This is a genomic window from Amycolatopsis sp. NPDC114503 (assembly GCF_055633655.1).
The window spans coordinates 16,521-35,123 of the sequence record NZ_JBVKDT010000026.1 but is presented as its reverse complement, the minus strand read 5'-3'; the positions used below and the strand labels follow the sequence as shown (position 1 = coordinate 35,123).

Annotated in this window: 17 protein-coding genes; 7 read left to right on the top strand and 10 right to left on the bottom strand. The window is 69.1% G+C overall.

The window, feature by feature from the left end; genetic code table 11:
- Nucleotides 1–50 precede the first annotated feature (50 nt).
- Together ACZ7OI_RS48860 and ACZ7OI_RS48855 are read right to left on the bottom strand one after the other, a co-directional pair.
- On the bottom strand, nt 51–875 hold the full coding sequence (locus ACZ7OI_RS48860; protein ID WP_470270950.1) for an FHA domain-containing protein: 825 nt from the start codon (nt 873–875) through the stop codon (nt 51–53).
- Nucleotides 872–2,659: a serine/threonine-protein kinase gene (locus ACZ7OI_RS48855; RefSeq protein ID WP_470270949.1), complete on the bottom strand. Its 1,788-nt coding sequence runs from the start codon at nt 2,657–2,659 to the stop codon at nt 872–874. Before ACZ7OI_RS48855 ends, ACZ7OI_RS48860 begins: the two co-directional genes overlap by 4 nt.
- Nucleotides 2,660–2,811: 152 nt before the next feature.
- On the opposite strand from ACZ7OI_RS48855, the gene ACZ7OI_RS48850 reads away from it, so the two are divergent.
- From ACZ7OI_RS48850 to ACZ7OI_RS48840, 3 genes are all read left to right on the top strand, one after another.
- Nucleotides 2,812–3,594: a right-handed parallel beta-helix repeat-containing protein gene (locus tag ACZ7OI_RS48850; RefSeq protein WP_470270948.1), complete on the top strand. Its 783-nt coding sequence runs from the start codon at nt 2,812–2,814 to the stop codon at nt 3,592–3,594.
- Between the two features lie 158 nt (nt 3,595–3,752).
- Entirely contained in the window at nt 3,753–4,022 is a 270-nt protein-coding gene (locus ACZ7OI_RS48845) for a DUF3040 domain-containing protein (protein ID WP_470270947.1), read from the top strand.
- 370 nt (nt 4,023–4,392) lie between these two features.
- Complete coding sequence (locus ACZ7OI_RS48840) at nt 4,393–5,454, top strand: DNA polymerase IV (RefSeq protein ID WP_470270946.1); 1,062 nt, start codon at nt 4,393–4,395, stop codon at nt 5,452–5,454.
- A gap of 170 nt (nt 5,455–5,624) precedes the next feature.
- On the opposite strand, the gene ACZ7OI_RS48835 is transcribed toward ACZ7OI_RS48840, so the two are convergent.
- A complete protein-coding gene (locus ACZ7OI_RS48835; protein ID WP_470270945.1) occupies nt 5,625–6,377 on the bottom strand; it encodes a class I SAM-dependent methyltransferase in 753 nt (250 codons plus the stop codon).
- 104 nt (nt 6,378–6,481) lie between these two features.
- Between ACZ7OI_RS48835 and ahcY the strand changes: the two genes are divergently transcribed.
- On the top strand, nt 6,482–7,942 hold the full coding sequence (gene ahcY / locus ACZ7OI_RS48830) for an adenosylhomocysteinase (RefSeq protein ID WP_470270944.1): 1,461 nt from the start codon (nt 6,482–6,484) through the stop codon (nt 7,940–7,942).
- Between the two features lie 256 nt (nt 7,943–8,198).
- On the opposite strand, the gene ACZ7OI_RS48825 is transcribed toward ahcY, so the two are convergent.
- The 7 genes from ACZ7OI_RS48825 to ACZ7OI_RS48795 form a co-directional block, all read right to left on the bottom strand.
- Nucleotides 8,199–8,405: a hypothetical protein gene (locus ACZ7OI_RS48825; protein WP_344276854.1), complete on the bottom strand. Its 207-nt coding sequence runs from the start codon at nt 8,403–8,405 to the stop codon at nt 8,199–8,201.
- 233 nt (nt 8,406–8,638) lie between these two features.
- Nucleotides 8,639–9,511, bottom strand: a complete 873-nt coding sequence (ku, locus tag ACZ7OI_RS48820; protein ID WP_470270943.1) for a non-homologous end joining protein Ku — start codon at nt 9,509–9,511, stop codon at nt 8,639–8,641.
- A gap of 123 nt (nt 9,512–9,634) precedes the next feature.
- Nucleotides 9,635–9,988, bottom strand: a complete 354-nt coding sequence (locus tag ACZ7OI_RS48815; RefSeq protein WP_470270942.1) for a VOC family protein — start codon at nt 9,986–9,988, stop codon at nt 9,635–9,637.
- A gap of 16 nt (nt 9,989–10,004) precedes the next feature.
- On the bottom strand, nt 10,005–11,030 hold the full coding sequence (locus tag ACZ7OI_RS48810; RefSeq protein WP_470270941.1) for an amidohydrolase family protein: 1,026 nt from the start codon (nt 11,028–11,030) through the stop codon (nt 10,005–10,007).
- Between the two features lie 37 nt (nt 11,031–11,067).
- Nucleotides 11,068–11,739: a VOC family protein gene (locus ACZ7OI_RS48805; RefSeq protein WP_470270940.1), complete on the bottom strand. Its 672-nt coding sequence runs from the start codon at nt 11,737–11,739 to the stop codon at nt 11,068–11,070.
- Nucleotides 11,740–11,756: 17 nt separating this feature from the next.
- Nucleotides 11,757–12,959 (bottom strand): cytochrome P450, encoded by a 1,203-nt coding sequence (locus tag ACZ7OI_RS48800; protein WP_470270939.1) that lies wholly within the window; start codon nt 12,957–12,959, stop codon nt 11,757–11,759.
- A gap of 131 nt (nt 12,960–13,090) precedes the next feature.
- Nucleotides 13,091–13,717, bottom strand: a complete 627-nt coding sequence (locus tag ACZ7OI_RS48795; protein ID WP_470270938.1) for a TetR/AcrR family transcriptional regulator — start codon at nt 13,715–13,717, stop codon at nt 13,091–13,093.
- Between the two features lie 243 nt (nt 13,718–13,960).
- Between ACZ7OI_RS48795 and ACZ7OI_RS48790 the strand changes: the two genes are divergently transcribed.
- From ACZ7OI_RS48790 to ACZ7OI_RS48780, 3 genes are all read left to right on the top strand, one after another.
- Nucleotides 13,961–14,587 carry a TetR/AcrR family transcriptional regulator gene (locus ACZ7OI_RS48790; protein WP_470270937.1) on the top strand — a complete coding sequence of 209 codons (627 nt, stop codon included), beginning with the start codon at nt 13,961–13,963 and terminating at the stop codon, nt 14,585–14,587.
- 41 nt (nt 14,588–14,628) lie between these two features.
- Nucleotides 14,629–16,362: an ABC transporter ATP-binding protein gene (locus ACZ7OI_RS48785; RefSeq protein ID WP_470270936.1), complete on the top strand. Its 1,734-nt coding sequence runs from the start codon at nt 14,629–14,631 to the stop codon at nt 16,360–16,362.
- 116 nt (nt 16,363–16,478) lie between these two features.
- Nucleotides 16,479–18,368 carry an ABC transporter ATP-binding protein gene (locus ACZ7OI_RS48780; protein ID WP_470270967.1) on the top strand — a complete coding sequence of 630 codons (1,890 nt, stop codon included), beginning with the start codon at nt 16,479–16,481 and terminating at the stop codon, nt 18,366–18,368.
- The last annotated feature ends 235 nt before the right edge of the window (nt 18,369–18,603 follow it).

Here is an 18,603-nt window from a genome sequence, read left to right as displayed (position 1 = left end):
CCGCGACGGCCCTCCGGGGGCGCGGGGCCGGATCCGCCGCGCACCGCGAGTCAAGCAGGAGGAGCCGGGACCCCTCCCGGATCGTCCCCGGGTTCGAGCAGCGCCAGGTCCGGCGGGACCAGCGACGTCGACAGCAGGAGTTCCTTGATCAGGTTGTCGTTCAACGCGTTCCCGACCGGCTCGCCGACTTCTTCCCTCGTCAGCCCCGCCACCCCGGCGCGCGCCAAGCGGGCGCGCACGGCGCCGACGAGGTGTTCGACGCGCTTGCCGGTCCAGGGCGCTTCCGGTTTCAGCTCGGACAGCTGCTCCGCCACCTGCCGCCACGCGAGCGGCTGCGGATACTGGTCCTGCAGCAGATACCGCTGTGCGAGCGAAACCAGCACGAGCCGTTCGTCCGGGGTGAGCCGCCACATCCGCGGCGGTTCGGTGACGTCCTGCGGCCGCGAATCCGGGCGGCGGCCGTCCGCGCCCGCGACGTACACCTCCAGCAGATGCTCGCGCCCGGCCGACCCGCGCACGAACGCCGCGGTGTAGCCCTCGGCCAGCGGCACCGGTTCCTCCTCCGGGAACAGCAGCCGCGAGCCGGGCAGCCGGATCGGCAGCTTCCCGGTGTTGTGGATCCACCAGAAATCCTTGCGGCGCACCAGGAATCCCTGCTGCCGGCTGACCTTCCGGTCGTCCTCGCCGACGCACACGTGCACGTCGTCGCGGTTGCGCCCGAACAGCACCTGCCTGCCGTCGCGCGGCGGCATCCGCACGCCGCCGGTGACGGCGAGCGCGAAGACCGTGCCAGGCGGCGAAGGCGGGACGCCGTGCGCGAGGCTGCCGTGCTCCGGGCCCAGTTCTTCCGGCGTGCCGCCGGGAAACGCGGTCATGTCTTCGGCAGCTTTCCGGCCAGCGAACCGGCCAATGTGGACACTGGAGCGCACAGCCGTTCCGGCGGCCCGTCGCCCTTAACCACGACCCGGAGCCGTTCCACGCGCGGCTCCCCGTGCGCGTCGGTGTAGGAACGGTAGACGAGGACCGCCTGGCAGCTGCCCTCGGAGAAATCGTTGGTCTTGAGATACGCGTCGTGCCCGCCGATCTGCACGAGCTGGCCGGTCTCGCTGTCCGGCGGCTGGTCCCGGTCGAACATGACGGTGACCGAACGGTCGCTCGCCGGGCTCTTCCAGTCGCACCACCAGCCGCTGAAACCACGCTCGATCCGGACCGGCGCGAGGACCCCGGCCGCCGCGGAGATCGCGAGCGTGTCCAGCAGCGAGCACGCGTCCACGTACGCCAGCGAACCCGCCGGGAACGCCGTCGCGCGAGCCGGAACCCCGGCCGCTGCCATGGCTTTCGTCGCCGAAGCGACCGCGGTGTCGGCAGCCTGGCAGAGGTCGACGTTGTACGCGTCGTCCAGCTTCTTGGCGGTCACTTGCACCATGAACCGGTCCTGAAGCTGGATCGGCCGCTCGCACTTGCCGCTTTCCGAAGAAGCGAACACCGTGAACGGCCCGGACTTCGACTGCGCGCCCTCGAGCGCCGCACTCGGCGGATCGTTCAGCTCCACCAGGACGTCCGCTTTGAGTTCGCCGCGGCGCAGGATCACGTCACAGCGGTTGAAGTTCCCGTAGTCCGGGACGACTGCCGGGTCGCCGAACGGTTTCAGCGGCACGGGATCGACCAGCCTGCACGGGTCCGCCGCCCGCGGATCGGGACCGATCCCGAGTTTCGCCTGCGCCGCCGGAGCGACCGGAGGGGAGGGGTTCGCCGGCCGCGTCGCGAAATACGCGGCGACCACGACCGCGACCGCCGCGACAGCCACCCCGGCGATCAGCAGCCCGCGCCGGTTGCCCGGCGGGCGCGGCACGTCGACCGGCAGGGTGTCGATCCCCTCGGCCAGCAGCTCCCCCGCCGACACCGCGGTCGGCCGATCGGCGGGGTCGAGCCGCATCAGCAACTCCAGCGCCGGCGCGAGCCCGTCCGCGTGCCGGGCCGGCGGGACCGCCCCCTCGGCGACCCGGCGGATCGTGGCGTACTCGTTGCCGCCCGAGAACGGCGGCTTGCCCTCGACGGCGGCGAAAAGCGTTGCCCCCAGCGAAAAAACGTCCGACGCCGCGGTGGGCGGATGCCCTTGCGCGACTTCCGGGGCGAGGTAGTCCGGCGTGCCGCCGATGAGCGGCGAATCGGTCACCGTCTCGTCCGTGCGGACCGAGCGGGAGATGCCGAAATCGGTGAGCTTCGCCCGGCCGTCGGAGGCGATCAGGACGTTGCCCGGCTTGACGTCGCGGTGCACGATCCCGTGCCCGTGGACCGCGCCGAGCGCCGCCGCGATCTGGACGCCGATTTCGGCGACCGTGCGCGCGGGCAGTCTTCCCTCCGCGGCGAGGATTTCCGCGAGGCTGCGCGACGGCACGTACTCCATCACCAGCCACAGCTCGTCGCCGTCGGCCGCGACGTCGAAGAAGGTGACCACGTTCGGGTGCAGCACCCCGGCCGCCAGCCGGGCTTCGCGGCGCAGCGTCCGCCCGCTCACCACATCTGAAAGCCGGGCCTGTTTGAGCGCCACCTCTCGGCCGAGCCGGTCGTCATACGCCCGCCAGACGACGCCCATGCCGCCGCTGCCCACCCGTTCCAGCAGCCGGTACCGGTCCGCGATCAGCTGGTCCGCGTCCACCGACGCTCCCCTCGGCGTGGCCTGACCCCTGTGAGGTAACTCGCAGTAACGATACTGCATCGCCTCCGTCGGCAGAAAGCGGCCCGGGACCCCTCCCGCCGATCGGCCCTACCTTCGCCGACGTCCCCGTTCGCGCGAAAAGAAGGAGTCCGATGCGCGCCCCGACCCGCACCTCCGTCCTGCTCGCCCTCGCCGCCGTCCTGGCCGGTGCTTTCGCTCCGGCCGCGCACGCCGCCGGTTCCCGCCTGCACGTCACCGCCGGCGGCACGCCAGACCGCCCACGCGTGTACTCCGGCGACGGAAAATCCTTATCCGGCATCGACGTCGACGCCGACTGGGTCGTCCTCGACGGCTTCACCCTCGACGAACCGTCCGCACCCGGCGTCGAAATCCGCGGCAATCACGTGACCCTGAAGAACAGCAGAATCACCGCTCCGCACGGCGGAGACGGCGACGGCATCCGGTTTTTCGGCGACTACATCGCCATCGAGCACAACACGATCAGCAAGACGGTGAACCGCGACGGCGCGCACGCCGACTGCATGCAGACTTTTTCCAGCGACAGCCCGCCGAGCAATCATATCCGGATCGAAGGAAACCGCTGCGAGAAAATCGACAACATGTGCCTGATGGCGGAAGGCCCCAACGACGGCGAAGGCGACGGAAAAGGCCACACCGCCGATTTCCTGATCAAGGACAATTTTTGCGAGACGCTGGCGGCTTCGCAAACTCTGATGTTCGAGGACGTCCAGCAGGCCACCATCACCGGCAACACCTTCGCCGCAGGCCCGGACCACGCGATCGGCTTGGCGATCCACTCGACCGGCGCCCGCGTCGAAAGCAACCACGTGGACCCGTCGATCCCGTGCGAGGTCGGCATCGACGACTCCTCGCGCGAGGGCTACACCGGCCCGGAGCCCGCTTGCGCTCCGTGACCTATGTGGACGGTCCGGCCGACAGCGCACCGTGACCGGAACCGCCCGAATTCGCGCCGGGTTCAGGCAGTCGGGTGAATCGAACGTGACGCGGTTCACGACGAGGCGGGGCGGGTACTTCCTGCGAGACGGCACGCGGGCCGCCGAAGGAGACCTCCATGCTCAGTCACCACGAACGCGTCGAGCTGGACAAGATCGAGCGCTGGTTCGAAACCAGCGACCCGGAACTGGCCGCCGCCCTGAGCCGCGGCAAACCGGCCCGCTCGGCCGTGCTGCTCACCGCGTTCGCGGTCCTGCTGGACGTCGCCGCGTGCGGCCTCCTGGTGGCCGGTCTCGCCGGGTCGAGCCCGGTGCTGACGGTGTGTTCTCTGTTCGCGGCGGCGGGCGGGGTGGCGACGCACATCGCCGGGTGCCGCGGCCGCGGGTGACCGCGCTTTGCTGAGGTGTGGTCTGGGTTGGGCCGCGTTCGTTCCGGACTGCAGCGCAGCGATGGGTCGCCCGGCTGCGGGCGGCATGCGGTGGGGCGAGTCACGAGGTAGGTGCTGACCGAGGCGGGAACGACGATTTCTGGCGGCAGTCGGATTTTCGCTCCCACAGGCACCGCACTGCGTCAGGACGGATCGTGCTCAGCCCGGCGGCTCCGACGCGGGCCGGACGCTGCTCTCGCAGGCACCGCACTCGCCTGGCTTTCGCGCGCGGAGCGTGCGGAACTCGCTCGGCCCCGGCCTGAACTGACTCCCCCGCCCCGCCCGGAATGCCGCGGCGGCGCCGCACCTCCCGCTACCCCGCCGCCTCCGGATGCGCCGCCCGCCCCGCGCACCGCACACTGGTCTCGTGTCCGAGTGGGTGCTGCACGTCGATCTCGACCAGTTCATCGCCGCCGTCGAGGTGGCGCGGCGGCCGGAGTTGCGGGGGCGGCCGGTGATCGTCGGCGGGAACGGCGATCCCGCCGAGCGCGCCGTCGTGGCCACCGCGTCCTACGAGGCGCGCGAGTTCGGCGTCGATTCCGGCATGCCGCTGCGGCTGGCCGTCAAACGCTGCCCGGACGCCGTCCTTCTCCCCGTCGACGCACCGGCCTACCAGGAAGTCTCCGACCGCGTGATGGCCCGGCTCCGGGAATTCCCAGTGGTCGTCGAGGTGCTCGGCTGGGACGAAGCCTTCCTCGGCGCGACCGCCGACGATCCCGAAACTCTCGCGGCGGAAATCCGGCGCGGAATCGAGGAAGAAACCGAGCTCTCGTCCTCGGTCGGCATCGGCGACAACAAGCTCCGCGCCAAGCTCGCCACCGGTTTCGCGAAACCGGCCGGAATTTACCGGCTCACCCAGGAAAACTGGTGGGACGTGATGGCCGAACGGCCGACCGACGCCTTGTGGGGAATCGGCCGGAAAACCGCGAAGAAACTGGCCGAAGCCGGGTATTCCACCATTCTCGACCTCGCCGCCGCCGATCCGGACGCGCTCGCCGCGCGGTTCGGGCCGAAACTCGGCCCGTGGTATCGCCTGCTGGCTGGCGGCATCAGCGACACAGAGGTCAGCGCGACCCCGTACGTCGCGCGTTCCCGAAGCAGGGAAACAACATTCCAGCAAGATCTCACCGACCCCGAGGCCATCGCGAAGGAGACCGCGACCCTCGCCGCCCGCGTCGCGCAGGACGTCGCCGACGAAGGACGTCCTGCGGCGCGCGTCGCGGTCAAGGTGCGGTTCGCGCCGTTCCTCACTCACACCCACAGCGTGACGCTGCCCGCACCGTCCTCGGATCCGGAGGTGCTCGCGGCGGCGGCGCAAGAACTGTTGGGCCGCTTCAGTTTCGGCAAGCCGGTGCGGCTGCTCGGCGTCCGCGCGGAGTTCCCGCGCGCTTGACAGGTCCGGACCGGCCTTGCCAAGGTGGAACACACGCGCCCGCCGGGGCGCGGCTCGGGGCCGAGAGGCGCTGCGACGGGGTTTCCCCGCCACGCTCGGCCCGCGGAGTGCTGGTAAAGGGCGCCTCCTGGTTCAGGAGGTGTCGCGTGCCATTGGCGATTCCGGCCCGGTCAGCACCGTCGTGCGAGGTGCGCCGTGTGGTCGGAGACCAGTTCGACGGTATCGGGCAAAACCCGCCGGATCCGCTGGAAAACCTGCTCTCGCACCGAAATCGGCAGTACCAGGTACGCCGAGACGGTGGAAAACAAGCCGATGAGGTCGTCCGCGCTCAGCGTCACGCGATGCTGGACGACGACCTGCCGGACGTCGGCGAACAACTCCGACTCCTCGAGTTCCGTGCCCGGCCACTGGAGTGCGTTCTCCGGCGGCGTGCCGTCCGGCGACGGGATCTCCGCGCTTTCGATGACCGACGCCTGAGCCTCGTCGATCGCTTTCCGCACAACGGGATCCGCAGGCCGGACGGGTCCGCCGAACGACGCGAACACCCCGCCCGGGGCGAGCAGGGCGGCGATGCGCGGCCACCTCCCGGCCGGGTCCGTCCAGTGCAGCGCCGAGGCCGAGTACACCAGTCCGTACTGCCGCTCCGGCCGCAGGTCTTCCAGCGCGCCTTGGCGAGTCTCGGCAGTGACGTGTCTGCGCAGTTCGGCGAGCATCGCCGGATCCGGGTCGGTCGCGGTGACCGCGATCCCCCGCGCCGCGAACAGCCGGGTCATTTTCCCTGTCCCGGCCCCGATTTCGAGCGCCTCGGCCAGCGGTGTGCCCGCGTAGTCCAGCACCTTCTCGACTAGTTCCGCGGGATACCCCGGGCGGAACCGCTCGTACGCCGCGGCCACCGATCCAAAACTCAACGCGCGCTCTGTCATGCCCGTCATTCTGGCCTGCTCCGCACCGCGCACGCCTCCCTTTTCGGGCGCCAGCAAGGCATCCGCACCTGATTCTGCCCGAAAAACCTGGAAAGGACCCGAAAATGTCGCCCACCCTGCGTACCGTCGACGGCCTGGAGTTCGCCGTCGCCGACCTGTCGCTCGCCGCGGCCGGACGCATCCAGCTCGACCTCGCCGAGCACGAGATGCCCGGCCTGATGGCCATCCGCCGCGAGTTCGCGCAGTCGCAGCCGCTCAAGGGCGCGCGCATCGCCGGCTCGCTGCACATGACCGTGCAGACCGCAGTGCTGATCGAAACGCTCGTCGCGCTCGGTGCCGAGGTGCGCTGGGTGTCCTGCAACATCTTCTCCACCCAGGACGAGGCGGCCGCGGCCGTCGTCGTCGGGCGGAACGGGACTCCGGAGCACCCCGAGGGCACCGCGGTCTTCGCGTGGAAGGGCGAAACCCTCGACGAATACTGGTGGTGCACCGACCAGCTGTTCCGCTTCCCCGGCGGCGAACTGCCGAACATGATCCTCGACGACGGCGGCGACGCGACCCTGCTCGTCCACAAGGGAGCCGAGTTCGAAAAGGCGGGCGCGGTGCCCGCCGCGCACGAGGACGACCCGGAGGACTACCGGATCCTTCTGCGCACCCTGACCGCCAGCCTGGCCGAGGACCCGCGGCGGTTCACCCGGATCGCCGGAGCGATGCGCGGTGTCACCGAGGAGACCACGGCCGGCGTGAACCGGCTGTACCAGCTCGCGGCCAGCGGCGAACTGCTGTTCCCGGCGATGAACGTCAACGATTCGGTCACCAAGTCGAAGTTCGACAACAAGTACGGAATCCGCCATTCGCTCCCGGACGGCCTCAACCGCGGCACGGACGTGATGATCGGCGGAAAGTACGCCGTCGTGTGCGGGTACGGCGACGTCGGCAAGGGCGCGGTCGAGGCGCTGCGCGGACAGGGCGCGCGCGTCGTGGTGACCGAGATCGACCCGATCTGCGCGCTGCAGGCCGCGATGGACGGGCTCGACGTGGTGGAACTCGACGACGTCGTGGAGCGAGCCGACATCTTCCTCACCACCACCGGCAACTTCGGCATCATCTCCGCCGCGCAGATGGGGCGGATGAAGCACCAGGCGATCGTGGCGAACGTCGGCCACTTCGACAACGAGATCGACATGGCCGGGCTGGCGAAGATCCCGGGCATCGTCAAGACCGAGGTCAAACCGCAGGTGCACACGTGGCGGTTCCCCGACGGGCACGCGATCATCGTGCTGTCGGAGGGCAGGCTGATGAACCTCGGCAACGCGACCGGGCACCCGTCGTTCGTGATGTCCGCTTCGTTCGCGAACCAGGTGCTCGCGCAGATCGAGCTGTTCGCCAAGCCGGGCGAGTACGCGAACGACGTGTACCGGCTGCCGAAGCACCTGGACGAGAAGGTGGCGCGGCTGCACCTGGACGCGCTCGGCGTCCGGCTGACGAAGCTCAGCAAGGAACAGGCGGAGTACATCGGCGTGGACGTGGACGGTCCGTACAAACTGGACCACTACCGCTACTGACGCCGGAACCGCCGGATTCCGCGGGACGGAGCAGGGGCCGCGCCGAATGCGCGCGGTTCCGCCCGTTCCGCGACGGCGATCGCGCGAGTCCGGCGCGCCGGTGCTGAAAGGGGTCCTCCGGCTCCGAGGGGGAGGGAGAGCCGAAGGACCCCCCGGTAGTGTTAGCACACTGCCAAGCAGCTTGTACACGGCCCGGTACCCGATCGGGTACAGCTGACGGGGCCGCGCGGGGCGGTTCGCCCGGCGCGGCCGGAGGTCAGGAAGCGTGCCGCAGCAGGGGTTTCGCCGCTCCGGTGCAGGCGCACCCGGCGTCGAGGGTGTGACAGTCGATGATCAGGCCGTGCCGGACCCGGTCGAGGTCCAGGCACGACGGATCCGTGCACTCGGCGAACCCGCGGTCCGGGTGGACCACCAGGGTTCCGTGACAGTGGTCGATGCCGCTCGTGCAGAACGCGCACTCCATGCTCAGCCGCCTTCCGCTCAGGTTTTCGAATCCCCGGCTCCGATGCTCCGGGCCGGACTCCTCTTTGGTACCACTGGAAAACTCGCCGTCGCAGGATACCTGGCGGCGTGTCGGCCTACTCGGTCCGGTGAAGTCTGCCGCGCTCGCTCACCCGGAGTGACAATCGCCGTTTTCCGGACGGCAGCGGTGAAATTTCACTGTTCCGCGTTGCGGAACAGCCCCGGCCGCGCCGGTCAGGCGCTTTTCGGCCGCCGGGCCCGCGAGGCCGGCTTCTTCGCCGCCGCTTTGCCCTCGCCGGCGGCTTTCTTCGTCTCCTTGGCGGGCCCGCGGGTCTTCTTCGCCGCCGACACGCTCGCCTCCAGCGCCGCCATCAGGTCGACGACCTCGGCCTTCTCCCCCTGTTTCGGCGCGCCGACCGTCTCGCCGCCGCCCGCCTTCGCCTCGATCATCGCTTCGAGCGCTTCCCGGTAGGAGTCCGAGTATTTCTCCGGTTCGAAGACCGGCTCGGACAGCGAGTCGATCAGCGAACCCGCCATCGTCACCTCCTGCGGGCGGACCTGCGGCGGATCCTCGTGCAGGAACGGGAAATCCGGGACCCGGACCTCGTCGGCCCACAGCATCGTGGTCATCACGAGCACGTCGTCCACGACGCGCAGCAGCGCCAGGCTCTCCCGCTGGCGCACCGCGACCTTCGCGATGGCCACGTGGCTCGCCTTCTGCAGCGCGTCGCGCAGCACGATGTACGGCTTCACCGCGTTCTTCTGCGGCTCCAGGTAATAGGTGCGGTCGAACCGGATCGGGTCGATCGACTCCAGCGGCACGAATTCGAGCACGTCGATCGAACGCTGGGTGGGCAGCGGCAGTTCGGCGAGGTCGGAGTCGGTGATCACGACCATCTCGCCGTCGGGCAGCTCGTACCCCTTGGCGATGTCGGCGTAAGGCACCTCTTCGCCGTCGATCGAGCAGAACCGCTTGTACTGGATCCGCCCGCCGTCGGCGACGTGCACCTGGCGCAGCGACACGTTCTTGTTCTCGGTCGCCGCGTACAGCTGGATCGGGATGCTGACCAGCCCGAAGGACACCGAGCCCTTCCACATCGACCGCATGCCGCGCACCTCCGCCGAGTTCGCCGGTACGTATTCACGCTCGGTGACCACCGTAGCCGCGATCGTCCGAATCCGACAGTCCGCGCACGCAGGGGGCCCGCGCGCAGCCACCGCGCGTGCGCGTCAGGCCGGAGTCCCCGGGAAATGCGGGTTCTCGATCACCCCGACCAGGTTCCCGTCCGGCGCGCGCACCAGCGCGGTCCGGATCCCGCCGCCGAAGTCGGTCACCGCCGAGTGCTCGACCGCCCCCTCCCCGACCAGTTTCGCCACCGCCGCTTCCACATCGGACACTCCCCAGTACGTCACCGGCCCGTCGCCGTTCTCCGCACGGCCGTTCGGGTCGAGCGCCAGCTCGTAGCCGTGCACGCTGTAGCCGACGTAGAACGGCTCGTCGAAGTACGGCGGCACCCCGAGCACCCGGGTCCACCACTCCTTGGCGGCCGCGAGGTCGTCGGCCGGATACACGATCGTGCGCAATCCATCGAACATATGTTCATCTTGGCACGGTTGCCTCTGGTCCTGCGGTGACAGGCCGCGGTGTCGCGCCGAAGCCGAACAGGGCCGGCGCATTGCGGTGGAGGATCTTCTCGATCTCGTCGGCGGGCAAGCGGGATTCCTCGATGTACTCGAACGTCCGCCGGTAGGACTCGACCGACAGCAGAACGGGGAAGTCGCTGCCGGGCAGGAGGCGGTCGGCGCCGAAGGCTTCGCAGACGCACCGGAGGGCGGCTTGCGAACCCCATCCGACGGTGTCGTAGTAGAGGCGGCGAGCCATCGCGCTGGGCGGGCTGAGCAGATCCGGAGTGTTCGCCTGCCCGTCGAGCCTCGCCAGCTGCATCGGGATCATGCCGCCCAGGTGCGGAATGATGATCTTGATGTCCGGATAGCGCACCGGGATGTTCCGCTTGATCAGGTGGAGGACGAGCGCGGTGTCCTCCAGGGACGCCCCGGCCGCCGCCGTGAAGCCGTAGTCGTTGATGAACGGCGAACAGATGCCTTTTTGAGCCGGATGAAAGAAAAGAGTCGTCCCGCGCGCGTTCATCTCCTCGTACAGCGGTTCGAATTCCTCTTCCGCGGCAGAGCGGTTGAACACCGAACAGTTCATGGTCACGCCGACCATGCCGAGTTCGTCCAGCCCGCGCCGCATTTCCTCGAGTGCCGCGTCGATGTGCGGCAAGGGCAAGGAAACGAAGGACGAGAACCGGCCGGGATGCGAAGCGGTCAGCTCGCGGTAGCTGTCGTTGAGCACCTGCGCCGCCTCGGCCGCCGCCCGGGATTCCGCCGCGTAAGGCGCAATCCCGGCGGCGGAGAGGATCTGCCGCTCCACTCCGGCCTCGTCCATCATGGCGACCCGCTGCTCGATCATCCCCGGTTCGTCGGTCATCACCTCGAACGTCTTGCGTTCCGCCAGCACCGAACTCGCCGTGGCCGCGGCCGATGCCCCGGATTTGGCGGCCAGCTTTCCCAGGATCGGCCGATACGCCGCCGGAAAGTAATGGGCATGCACGTCGATGATCATGGGTGTCGATCCTCCCCTCATTCCAGTGAATGCATCTCTACAAATCCGCCGGGTCCCGGCGCAGGGTGACCTCGCGTCCGGACGCGAGGCGCACCGTGACCGCGTGCACGCCCGGCCGGCCGGACACGACCGTCAGCGGCAGCCGGTCGTAGGTCTCCGCGCCGATGTGCTCCCTCAGTTCCCGGGCGTCGGCGCCGATCTCCAGCCCGGTCACCGCCGCCCCGCGTTCACCGTTGTCCGCCGCCCCGCGATCCGGATTGGTGGCCGGATCCTCCCGGTAGAACCAGTTCGGGAGCCCCTTGCGCCAGCAGGTGTCGAGGGCGCGCCCGGGACCGGGCGCGGTGGTGATGACGCGCTGGGTCCCGTCGGGCTGGACGCGCCCCGGAACCCGCGCCACCTCGCCTCCGAGGCGTCGCGCGACCTCGGCCAGCTCTTCGAGGGTGTCGGCGCGCAGGCTCCAGAACATCCACCGGTCGCCGTCCGCGACGACCCGGTCGAACCAGGCGACCGCCGCCTCCCGTTCGGCCTCGGGAGCCGTCACCGCCTCGACCTCCAGATAGGCGTCCCCTCCGAGCGGGAAGATCGTGTTCGCGATGCCGGCGGCGAACGCGCCCCCGTCGTAGCAGGCGAGTCCGGTCTCCTCCCGCACCCGGCGGACGCCCTCGTCCAGATCGGGGACGCCGAGGCAGAGGTGATCGAGGTGGAACATGCCGGTCCTTTCCGGATTCACCACGTCACGGGGAGCTCGTGCACCCCGTAGACGACCATGTCGTGCTTGAACTTGACCTCGTGCAGCGGAATCGCGAGCCGCAGCGCCGGAATCCGCCGGCAAAGCGCGCGGCAGGCGACCTGCAGTTCGATCCGCGCGAGCGCCTGGCCGAGACACTGGTGCACGCCGTAGCCGAAGGCGAGATGACCGCGCGCCCGCCGGGTGACGTCGAGCCGGTCCGGTTCGGGGAACTGCGCCGGGTCGCGGTTGGCCGCGTTGTCCGCGGCGATCAGGCCCTCGCCCTTGCGGATCCGCTGACCGCCCACTTCCAGGTCCTCGCGCGCGACGCGTCGCCGTCCACTGTGGACGATGGTCAGGTAGCGCAGCAGTTCCTCGACCGCGTTCGCCACGAGCGCGTCGTCGCCGTCGCGGACCGCGGCGAACTGGTCCGGGTGGTCCAGCAGCGCGGCGGCGCCCAAGGCGATCATGTTGGCCGTCGTTTCGTGCCCGGCAACCAGCAGGAGCCGTCCCGTCGACGCGGCTTCGGCCGCCGTCATCCGGCCGGTGGCGACCTGTTCCGTCGCGAGCCGGCTCAGCAGGTCGTCGGCGGGATCGGCGAGCTTGTCCCGCACCAGCCCTTCGAGGTAGCCGAGCAGTTTCTCCAGCGCGGCAACCGATTCGTCCGCCGGAACGTCGCTCGACGTCAGCACCTCGCTGATGCGGTGGAAGAACTGCCGGTCCGCATAAGGCACGCCAAGCAGCTCGCAAATCACCAACGAGGGCACCGGAAGCGCGAAAGCCCGCACCAGATCGACCGGCTTCGGACCGGCAAGCAGGCCGTCGATCAGGCCGTCGACGATCTTTTGGATCCGCGGCCGCAGCCGCTCCATTTTCTTCACCGTGAAGTCGGCGGTGAGCAGCCTGCGCTGGGCGGCATGCTCCGGGTTGTCCATGGAGATGAACGATTTCGCCCGGCCGGGGCGGGCCTTGATTCCCGGCGACTGCGCCGGAAACCCGTCCCGGTCCGGGTCGGAGCTGACGCGCGGATCGGCCAGCAGCGCGCGGACGTCGTCGTAGCGCGTGAACAGCCAGGGTTCGCCGCCGTCCCAGATCCGCACCTTCGACACCGGCTCGTCGCGCAGCCTGCGGCCGAGTTCGGGCGGCGGGTCGAACGGGCAACCGCCTCGCGCCATCGGGTAAGGGGACACGACCTCCGGCATCGGAGTCCTCCCTGCGGAGAGTTACCGAACGAATGTTCAGGAACTTACTGAACACATGTTAGGAATCTCGGGCGATCTTGTCCACCCTCGTGCTCTAGACCGTGACTTCGAGCGGGAGAAACCGTGCTGTTTCAGGCGAAAACGAGCGAAACGAACTCGTCGACGAACGCCATCACCGCGTCCGCGTCGGAGTGCTCGGCGGAGTTCGGGAAGAGCGCGACGCGGCCGTGCGCCCCGACGAACGCGATCACGGCCGCGCGCTCCGCGGGCACGCGGAGCGCGACTCCCGCCGCGGCGCACCGCGCGAAACCGTCGACGAGCAGGCCGATCACGTCAGCCAGCGGCCCGGCCCGCCGCACGCCAGGCGCGGTCCGGGGAGGCCCGTTGGCCGTCATCAGCCGGTAGTGCCCCGGGTTGTCCACCGCGAACCGGCAGGAAGCGTGAAGCAGCGCCCGCACGCGACCCATCACGTCCTCGGGGTCCACCAGCGCTTCGGCCGCCTCCATCGCGACGCGCAACCGGGCGAACTCGTGCTCGGCGAGACCGGCCACGAGCGCGGCACGATCGGTGAAGTGCTGGTAGATGCTGGCCGGCGCGATCCCGGCGGCGCGGGCGACTCCGCGGATGGTCAGCCCGTCCTCCCCGCCGAGCTCGGACAGCAGCCGGCTGGCCGCGTCGAGGATCTCCCCGCGCAGCAGCTCGCCCTCTCCCCAGCGATTGCGCGTGCGCGGAGCGCCGACCTGGGCCTCTTCCGACATGTCCCCATTCTTACGCCCGCGTCGCCCGCGCCCCTCCTTCGGGACCGAACGGACCTCCGCCATACAGACGTGACGGCCCGGTGACAGCAGGCCACGACCATCGCCCCGTGGCAAATTTCGTCCCCGCCCGGTCGTCCCCTGATCCGCGCCTCCCCTGCCCTGGCCAGCCCCCGCGAGGACGAAACTTTTCGCAGTCCGCATAATTTTTCGCATCACGCAACTTTCGCTGCTACTCTCGTCCAGGTGACCTCCACCGCACCTCTGGGCCTGCGCGAGCGCAAGAAACGTGCCGCGCGACGGGCGCTTGCCGAAGCCGCGTTGCGGATCGCTCTCGAGCGGGGCGTCGAGCAGTTGCGGGTGGAGGACATCGCGAACGAGGTGGGCGTTTCCCCGCGCACCTTCAACAACTACTTTTCCAGCAAGGAGGAAGCTGTCTGCGCGTTCATCGTCGAACGGCAGGAGCGCGTGCGCGAAGCGCTGCTGGCACGGCCCGCTGACGAACCGCTGTGGGACGCGGTCGTCAACGCCTCCATCACCCGGTTCACCGAGGACGATCGCCCGAAACGCGAAGACGTGCGGCGGGTGCGGGCGATGATGGAGAACGGCGGCCTGTTCGGCGAAATGCTGCGCTCGTACGCCACCGTCGAGCGCGTGCTGGCCGACGCCATCGCCGAACGGGCGGGCGAGCACGCAAATCCGTTGCATGCCCGGCTGATGGCGAGCATTGTGCAGAACGCTTCGCGCATCGCCTTCGACACCTGGCTCAATTCGGACTCCGACGACGAAGAGTTCGTATCGGCCTTCACCGGCCTCCTGCGGGAGGCAGCCGCCGGGATGCCGGCCCTGGCCGCGTCCGGCGCGGCCCGCTAGACCCGAACCGACGCCATTCACTTTTGGGGGAGTACCCGACCGTGCTGGTCAAACTGTTGCGCAGCTACCTGCGCCCGTACCGGGCCGCGCTGTGGCTCGTCGTCGCGCTGCAACTGGTGCAGACGATCGCCGCGCTGTACCTGCCCACGCTCAACGCCGACATCATCGACGGCGGCCTCGTCAAGGGCGACACCGGCTACATCATGAAGATCGGCGGCGTGATGCTGCTGATCACGCTGGTGCAGATCGCCGGGTCGGTCGGGGCCGTCTACTACGGTTCCCGCATCGCCTCGGGCGTCGGCCGCGACATCCGCGCCGGCGTCTTCCATCGCGTGCAGGATTTCTCCGCCCGCGAGATCGGCAATTTCGGCACGCCGTCGCTGATCACCCGCACCACCAACGACGTCCAGCAGATCCAGCTGCTCGCCGCGCTCACCTTCACGCTGATGGTGTCCGCGCCGATCATGTGCGTCGGCGGCATCCTGCTCGCGCTGCAGCAGGACGTGCCGCTGTCGTCGCTGCTCGTGGTGATCGTGCCGGTGCTGGGCATCGCGGTCGGCCTGATCATCATGCGGATGCGTTCGGCCTTCCGGCTCATGCAGGTGCGCCTCGACAAGATCAACCAGGTGCTGCGCGAGCAGATCATGGGCATCCGGGTGATCCGCGCGTTCGTGCGCGACAACCACGAGCGCGAGCGTTTCGGCCGCGCCAACGACGAGCTGTTCACCGTGTCGCTGCGGGTCGGCAGGCTGATGTCGCTGATGTTCCCCACCGTGATGCTGGTGGTGAACGTGTCGAGCGTCGCCGTGCTGTGGTTCGGCGGGCAGCGGGTCGACAGCGGAGCCATGCAGATCGGCGCGCTCACCGCGTTCCTGGCCTACCTGCTGCAGATCCTGATGGCGGTCATGATGGCCACCTTCATGTTCATGATGGTGCCGCGCGCCGAGGTCAGCGCCGAGCGGATCACCGAGGTGCTGGACACCGAATCGAGCGTGCGCCCGCCCGACCAGCCGCTCCCGGCCGGAACCGAACGCGGGCATCTCGACCTGTCCACTGTGGAATTCCGGTACCCCGGCGCGGAAAAGCCGGTGCTGCAGGACGTTTCGCTGTTCGCGCGGCCCGGCGAGACCACCGCGATCATCGGCAGCACGGGCAGCGGGAAGACGACGCTGCTCAACCTGATCCCGCGGCTGATGGACGCCACCGAGGGTTCCGTCCGGGTGGACGGCGTCGACGTGCGCCAGCTCGACCCGACGGTGCTTTCGTCCGTGGTCGGCATGGTGCCGCAGAAGCCGTACCTGTTCGCCGGGACGGTCGCCAGCAACCTTCGCTACGGCAATCCGGACGCCACGGACGAAGAGCTCTGGCACGCGCTGGAAGTCGCGCAGGGCAAGGACTTCGTGGAGCGGATGGAACAGGGCCTCGACTCCCCCATCTCCCAGGGCGGCACGAACGTCTCGGGCGGGCAGCGGCAGCGGATCGCGATCGCGCGGATGCTGGTGCACCGGCCGGAGATCTACCTGTTCGACGACTCGTTCAGCGCACTCGACTACGCCACCGACGCCGCGCTGCGCCGCGCGCTCACCGAAGAAACCCGCGACGCGACCGTCGTCATCGTCGCGCAGCGGGTCAGCACGATCCGCGGCGCGGACCGGATCATCGTGCTCGACGACGGCCGCGTCGTCGGCACCGGAACCCACCACGAGCTGATGGACGCCAACGAAACCTATCGGGAAATCGTGCTTTCGCAGCTGACCGAACAGGAGGCGGCGTGAGCGAGGAAACGAAGACCGCCACCGCGCCCGACGCCGACGAACCGGCCGCCGTCGCCCGCGACAAGACGCGGCCGCAGGCACCGGCGGTAGGGCCCGGCCGGATGATGTCCGCAGGCATGCCCGCGGAAAAACCGCTCGACTTCAAGGGTTCGCTGGCCCGCCTGCTGCGGCTGCTCCGCCCGCAACGAGCGGCGCTGGCCGGCGTGCTGGTGCTCGGCGCGATCGGCGTCGCGCTGACCGTGGTCGGGCCGAAGGTGCTCGCCCGCGCGACGGACCTGATCTTCGCCGGCATCACCAGCAGGCACCTGCCGCCGGGCGAGACCAAGGAACAGGTGATCGACGGCCTGCGAGCGCACGGGGAAAACACCCTGGCCGACATGTTCACCAGGGTCGACCTGATGCCCGGCCACGGCGTCGACTTCACCGCGGTCGGCCAGGTGCTGATGATCGTGCTGGCGCTGTACGTCTTCGCGTCTTTCCTGGGCGTCATCCAGGCGCGGCTCACCACGAACCTCGTGCAGGGCGCGGTGTTCCGGCTGCGCCAGGACATCGAAGAGAAGTTCGCTCGGCTGCCGCTGCGCTACTTCGACCGCCAGCCGCGCGGCGAGGTGCTGAGCCGGGTCACCAACGACATCGACAACCTGGCGCAGTCGCTGCAGCAGACGCTCTCGCAGATCGTCACGTCGCTGTTCACCGTCCTGGGCGTGCTGGTGATGATGTTCGTCATCTCGCCGCTGCTGGGCGTGATCGTGCTGCTGACGGTGCCGGTGTCGGTGTTCGTCGCGGCCAAGGTCGGCAAACGCGCGCAGCCGCAGTTCATCCGGCAGTGGGGCACGACCGGGAAGCTGAACGCGCACATCGAGGAGATGTACACCGGTCACTCGCTGGTGCACGTCTTCGGCCGCCGCAACGAGGCCGAGGAGGTCTTCCGGCAGCAGAACGAGGCGCTGTACGAGGCGAGCTTCAAGGCGGCTTTCATCTCCGGCACGATCCAGCCGGTCATGATGTTCATCGGCAACCTGAGCTACGTCCTGGTCGCCGTCGTCGGCGCGCTGCGGGTCGCCTCGGGCACCCTGACGCTGGGCGACGTGCAGGCGTTCATCCAGTACTCGCGCCAGTTCAGCCAGCCGGTCACGCAGATCGCGAGCATGGCGAACCTGCTGCAGTCCGGCGTGGCCTCGGCCGAGCGGGTGTTCGCGCTGCTGGACGCCAAGGAGCAGGAACCGGAGCCGGAGCACCCGCAACGCCCGGAGGTCGTGCACGGACAGGTCGAATTCGAGCACGTGTCGTTCCGGTACCTGGAAGACACCCCGCTCATCGAAGACCTGTCGCTGTCGGTCGAACCCGGCCACACCGTCGCGATCGTCGGCCCGACCGGCGCGGGCAAGACCACCCTGGTCAACCTCCTGATGCGGTTCTACGAAATCGACGGCGGCCGCATCACCCTGGACGGCGTCGACATCAAGGCCATGGACCGCGAAGAACTCCGCTCGAAGACCGGCATGGTCCTGCAGGACGCCTGGCTGTTCGGCGGCACAATCGCGGAAAACATCGCCTACGGCGCGGACAACGTCACCCGCGAACAGGTCGTCGAAGCCGCGAAGGCAACCTACGTGGACCGCTTCGTCCGCACCCTGCCAGACGGCTACGACACCGTCCTGGACGACGAGGGCGGCACGGTAAGCACGGGCGAGAAACAGCTGATCACAGTCGCCCGAGCCTTCCTGGCCAAGCCCGCGATCCTCATCCTGGACGAAGCCACCAGCTCGGTCGACACCCGCACCGAAGTCCTGATCCAGCACGCCATGAACTCCCTGCGCACCGGCCGCACGAGCTTCGTGATCGCCCACCGCCTCTCCACCATCCGGGACGCAGACGTAATCCTGGTGATGGAAAACGGCAACATAGTGGAACAGGGAAACCACGAAACGCTGATCAACGCAGACGGCGCCTACTCCCGCCTCTACGCAGCACAATTCGCAGAAGCCATGGCAGAAACCGAATAACCGCCACCCCAACATCCGTGAGGGGAACCCTGAGGGAATCTGATTCCCTCAGGGTTCCCCTCACGGCCTTTCTTCCCACACCACCACCCCAACCGCAGCCCGCGCACCCAACTCGCCAGCGCACCCACACCACCCCCGCACCCCGATACGAAGCCAAAAACGCGGCGCGGGGGGGGGTTTTTTCGGGACCTTTTCCCCCCTCGCAAAACACACCCCCCTCCCTTCCCCCACACCC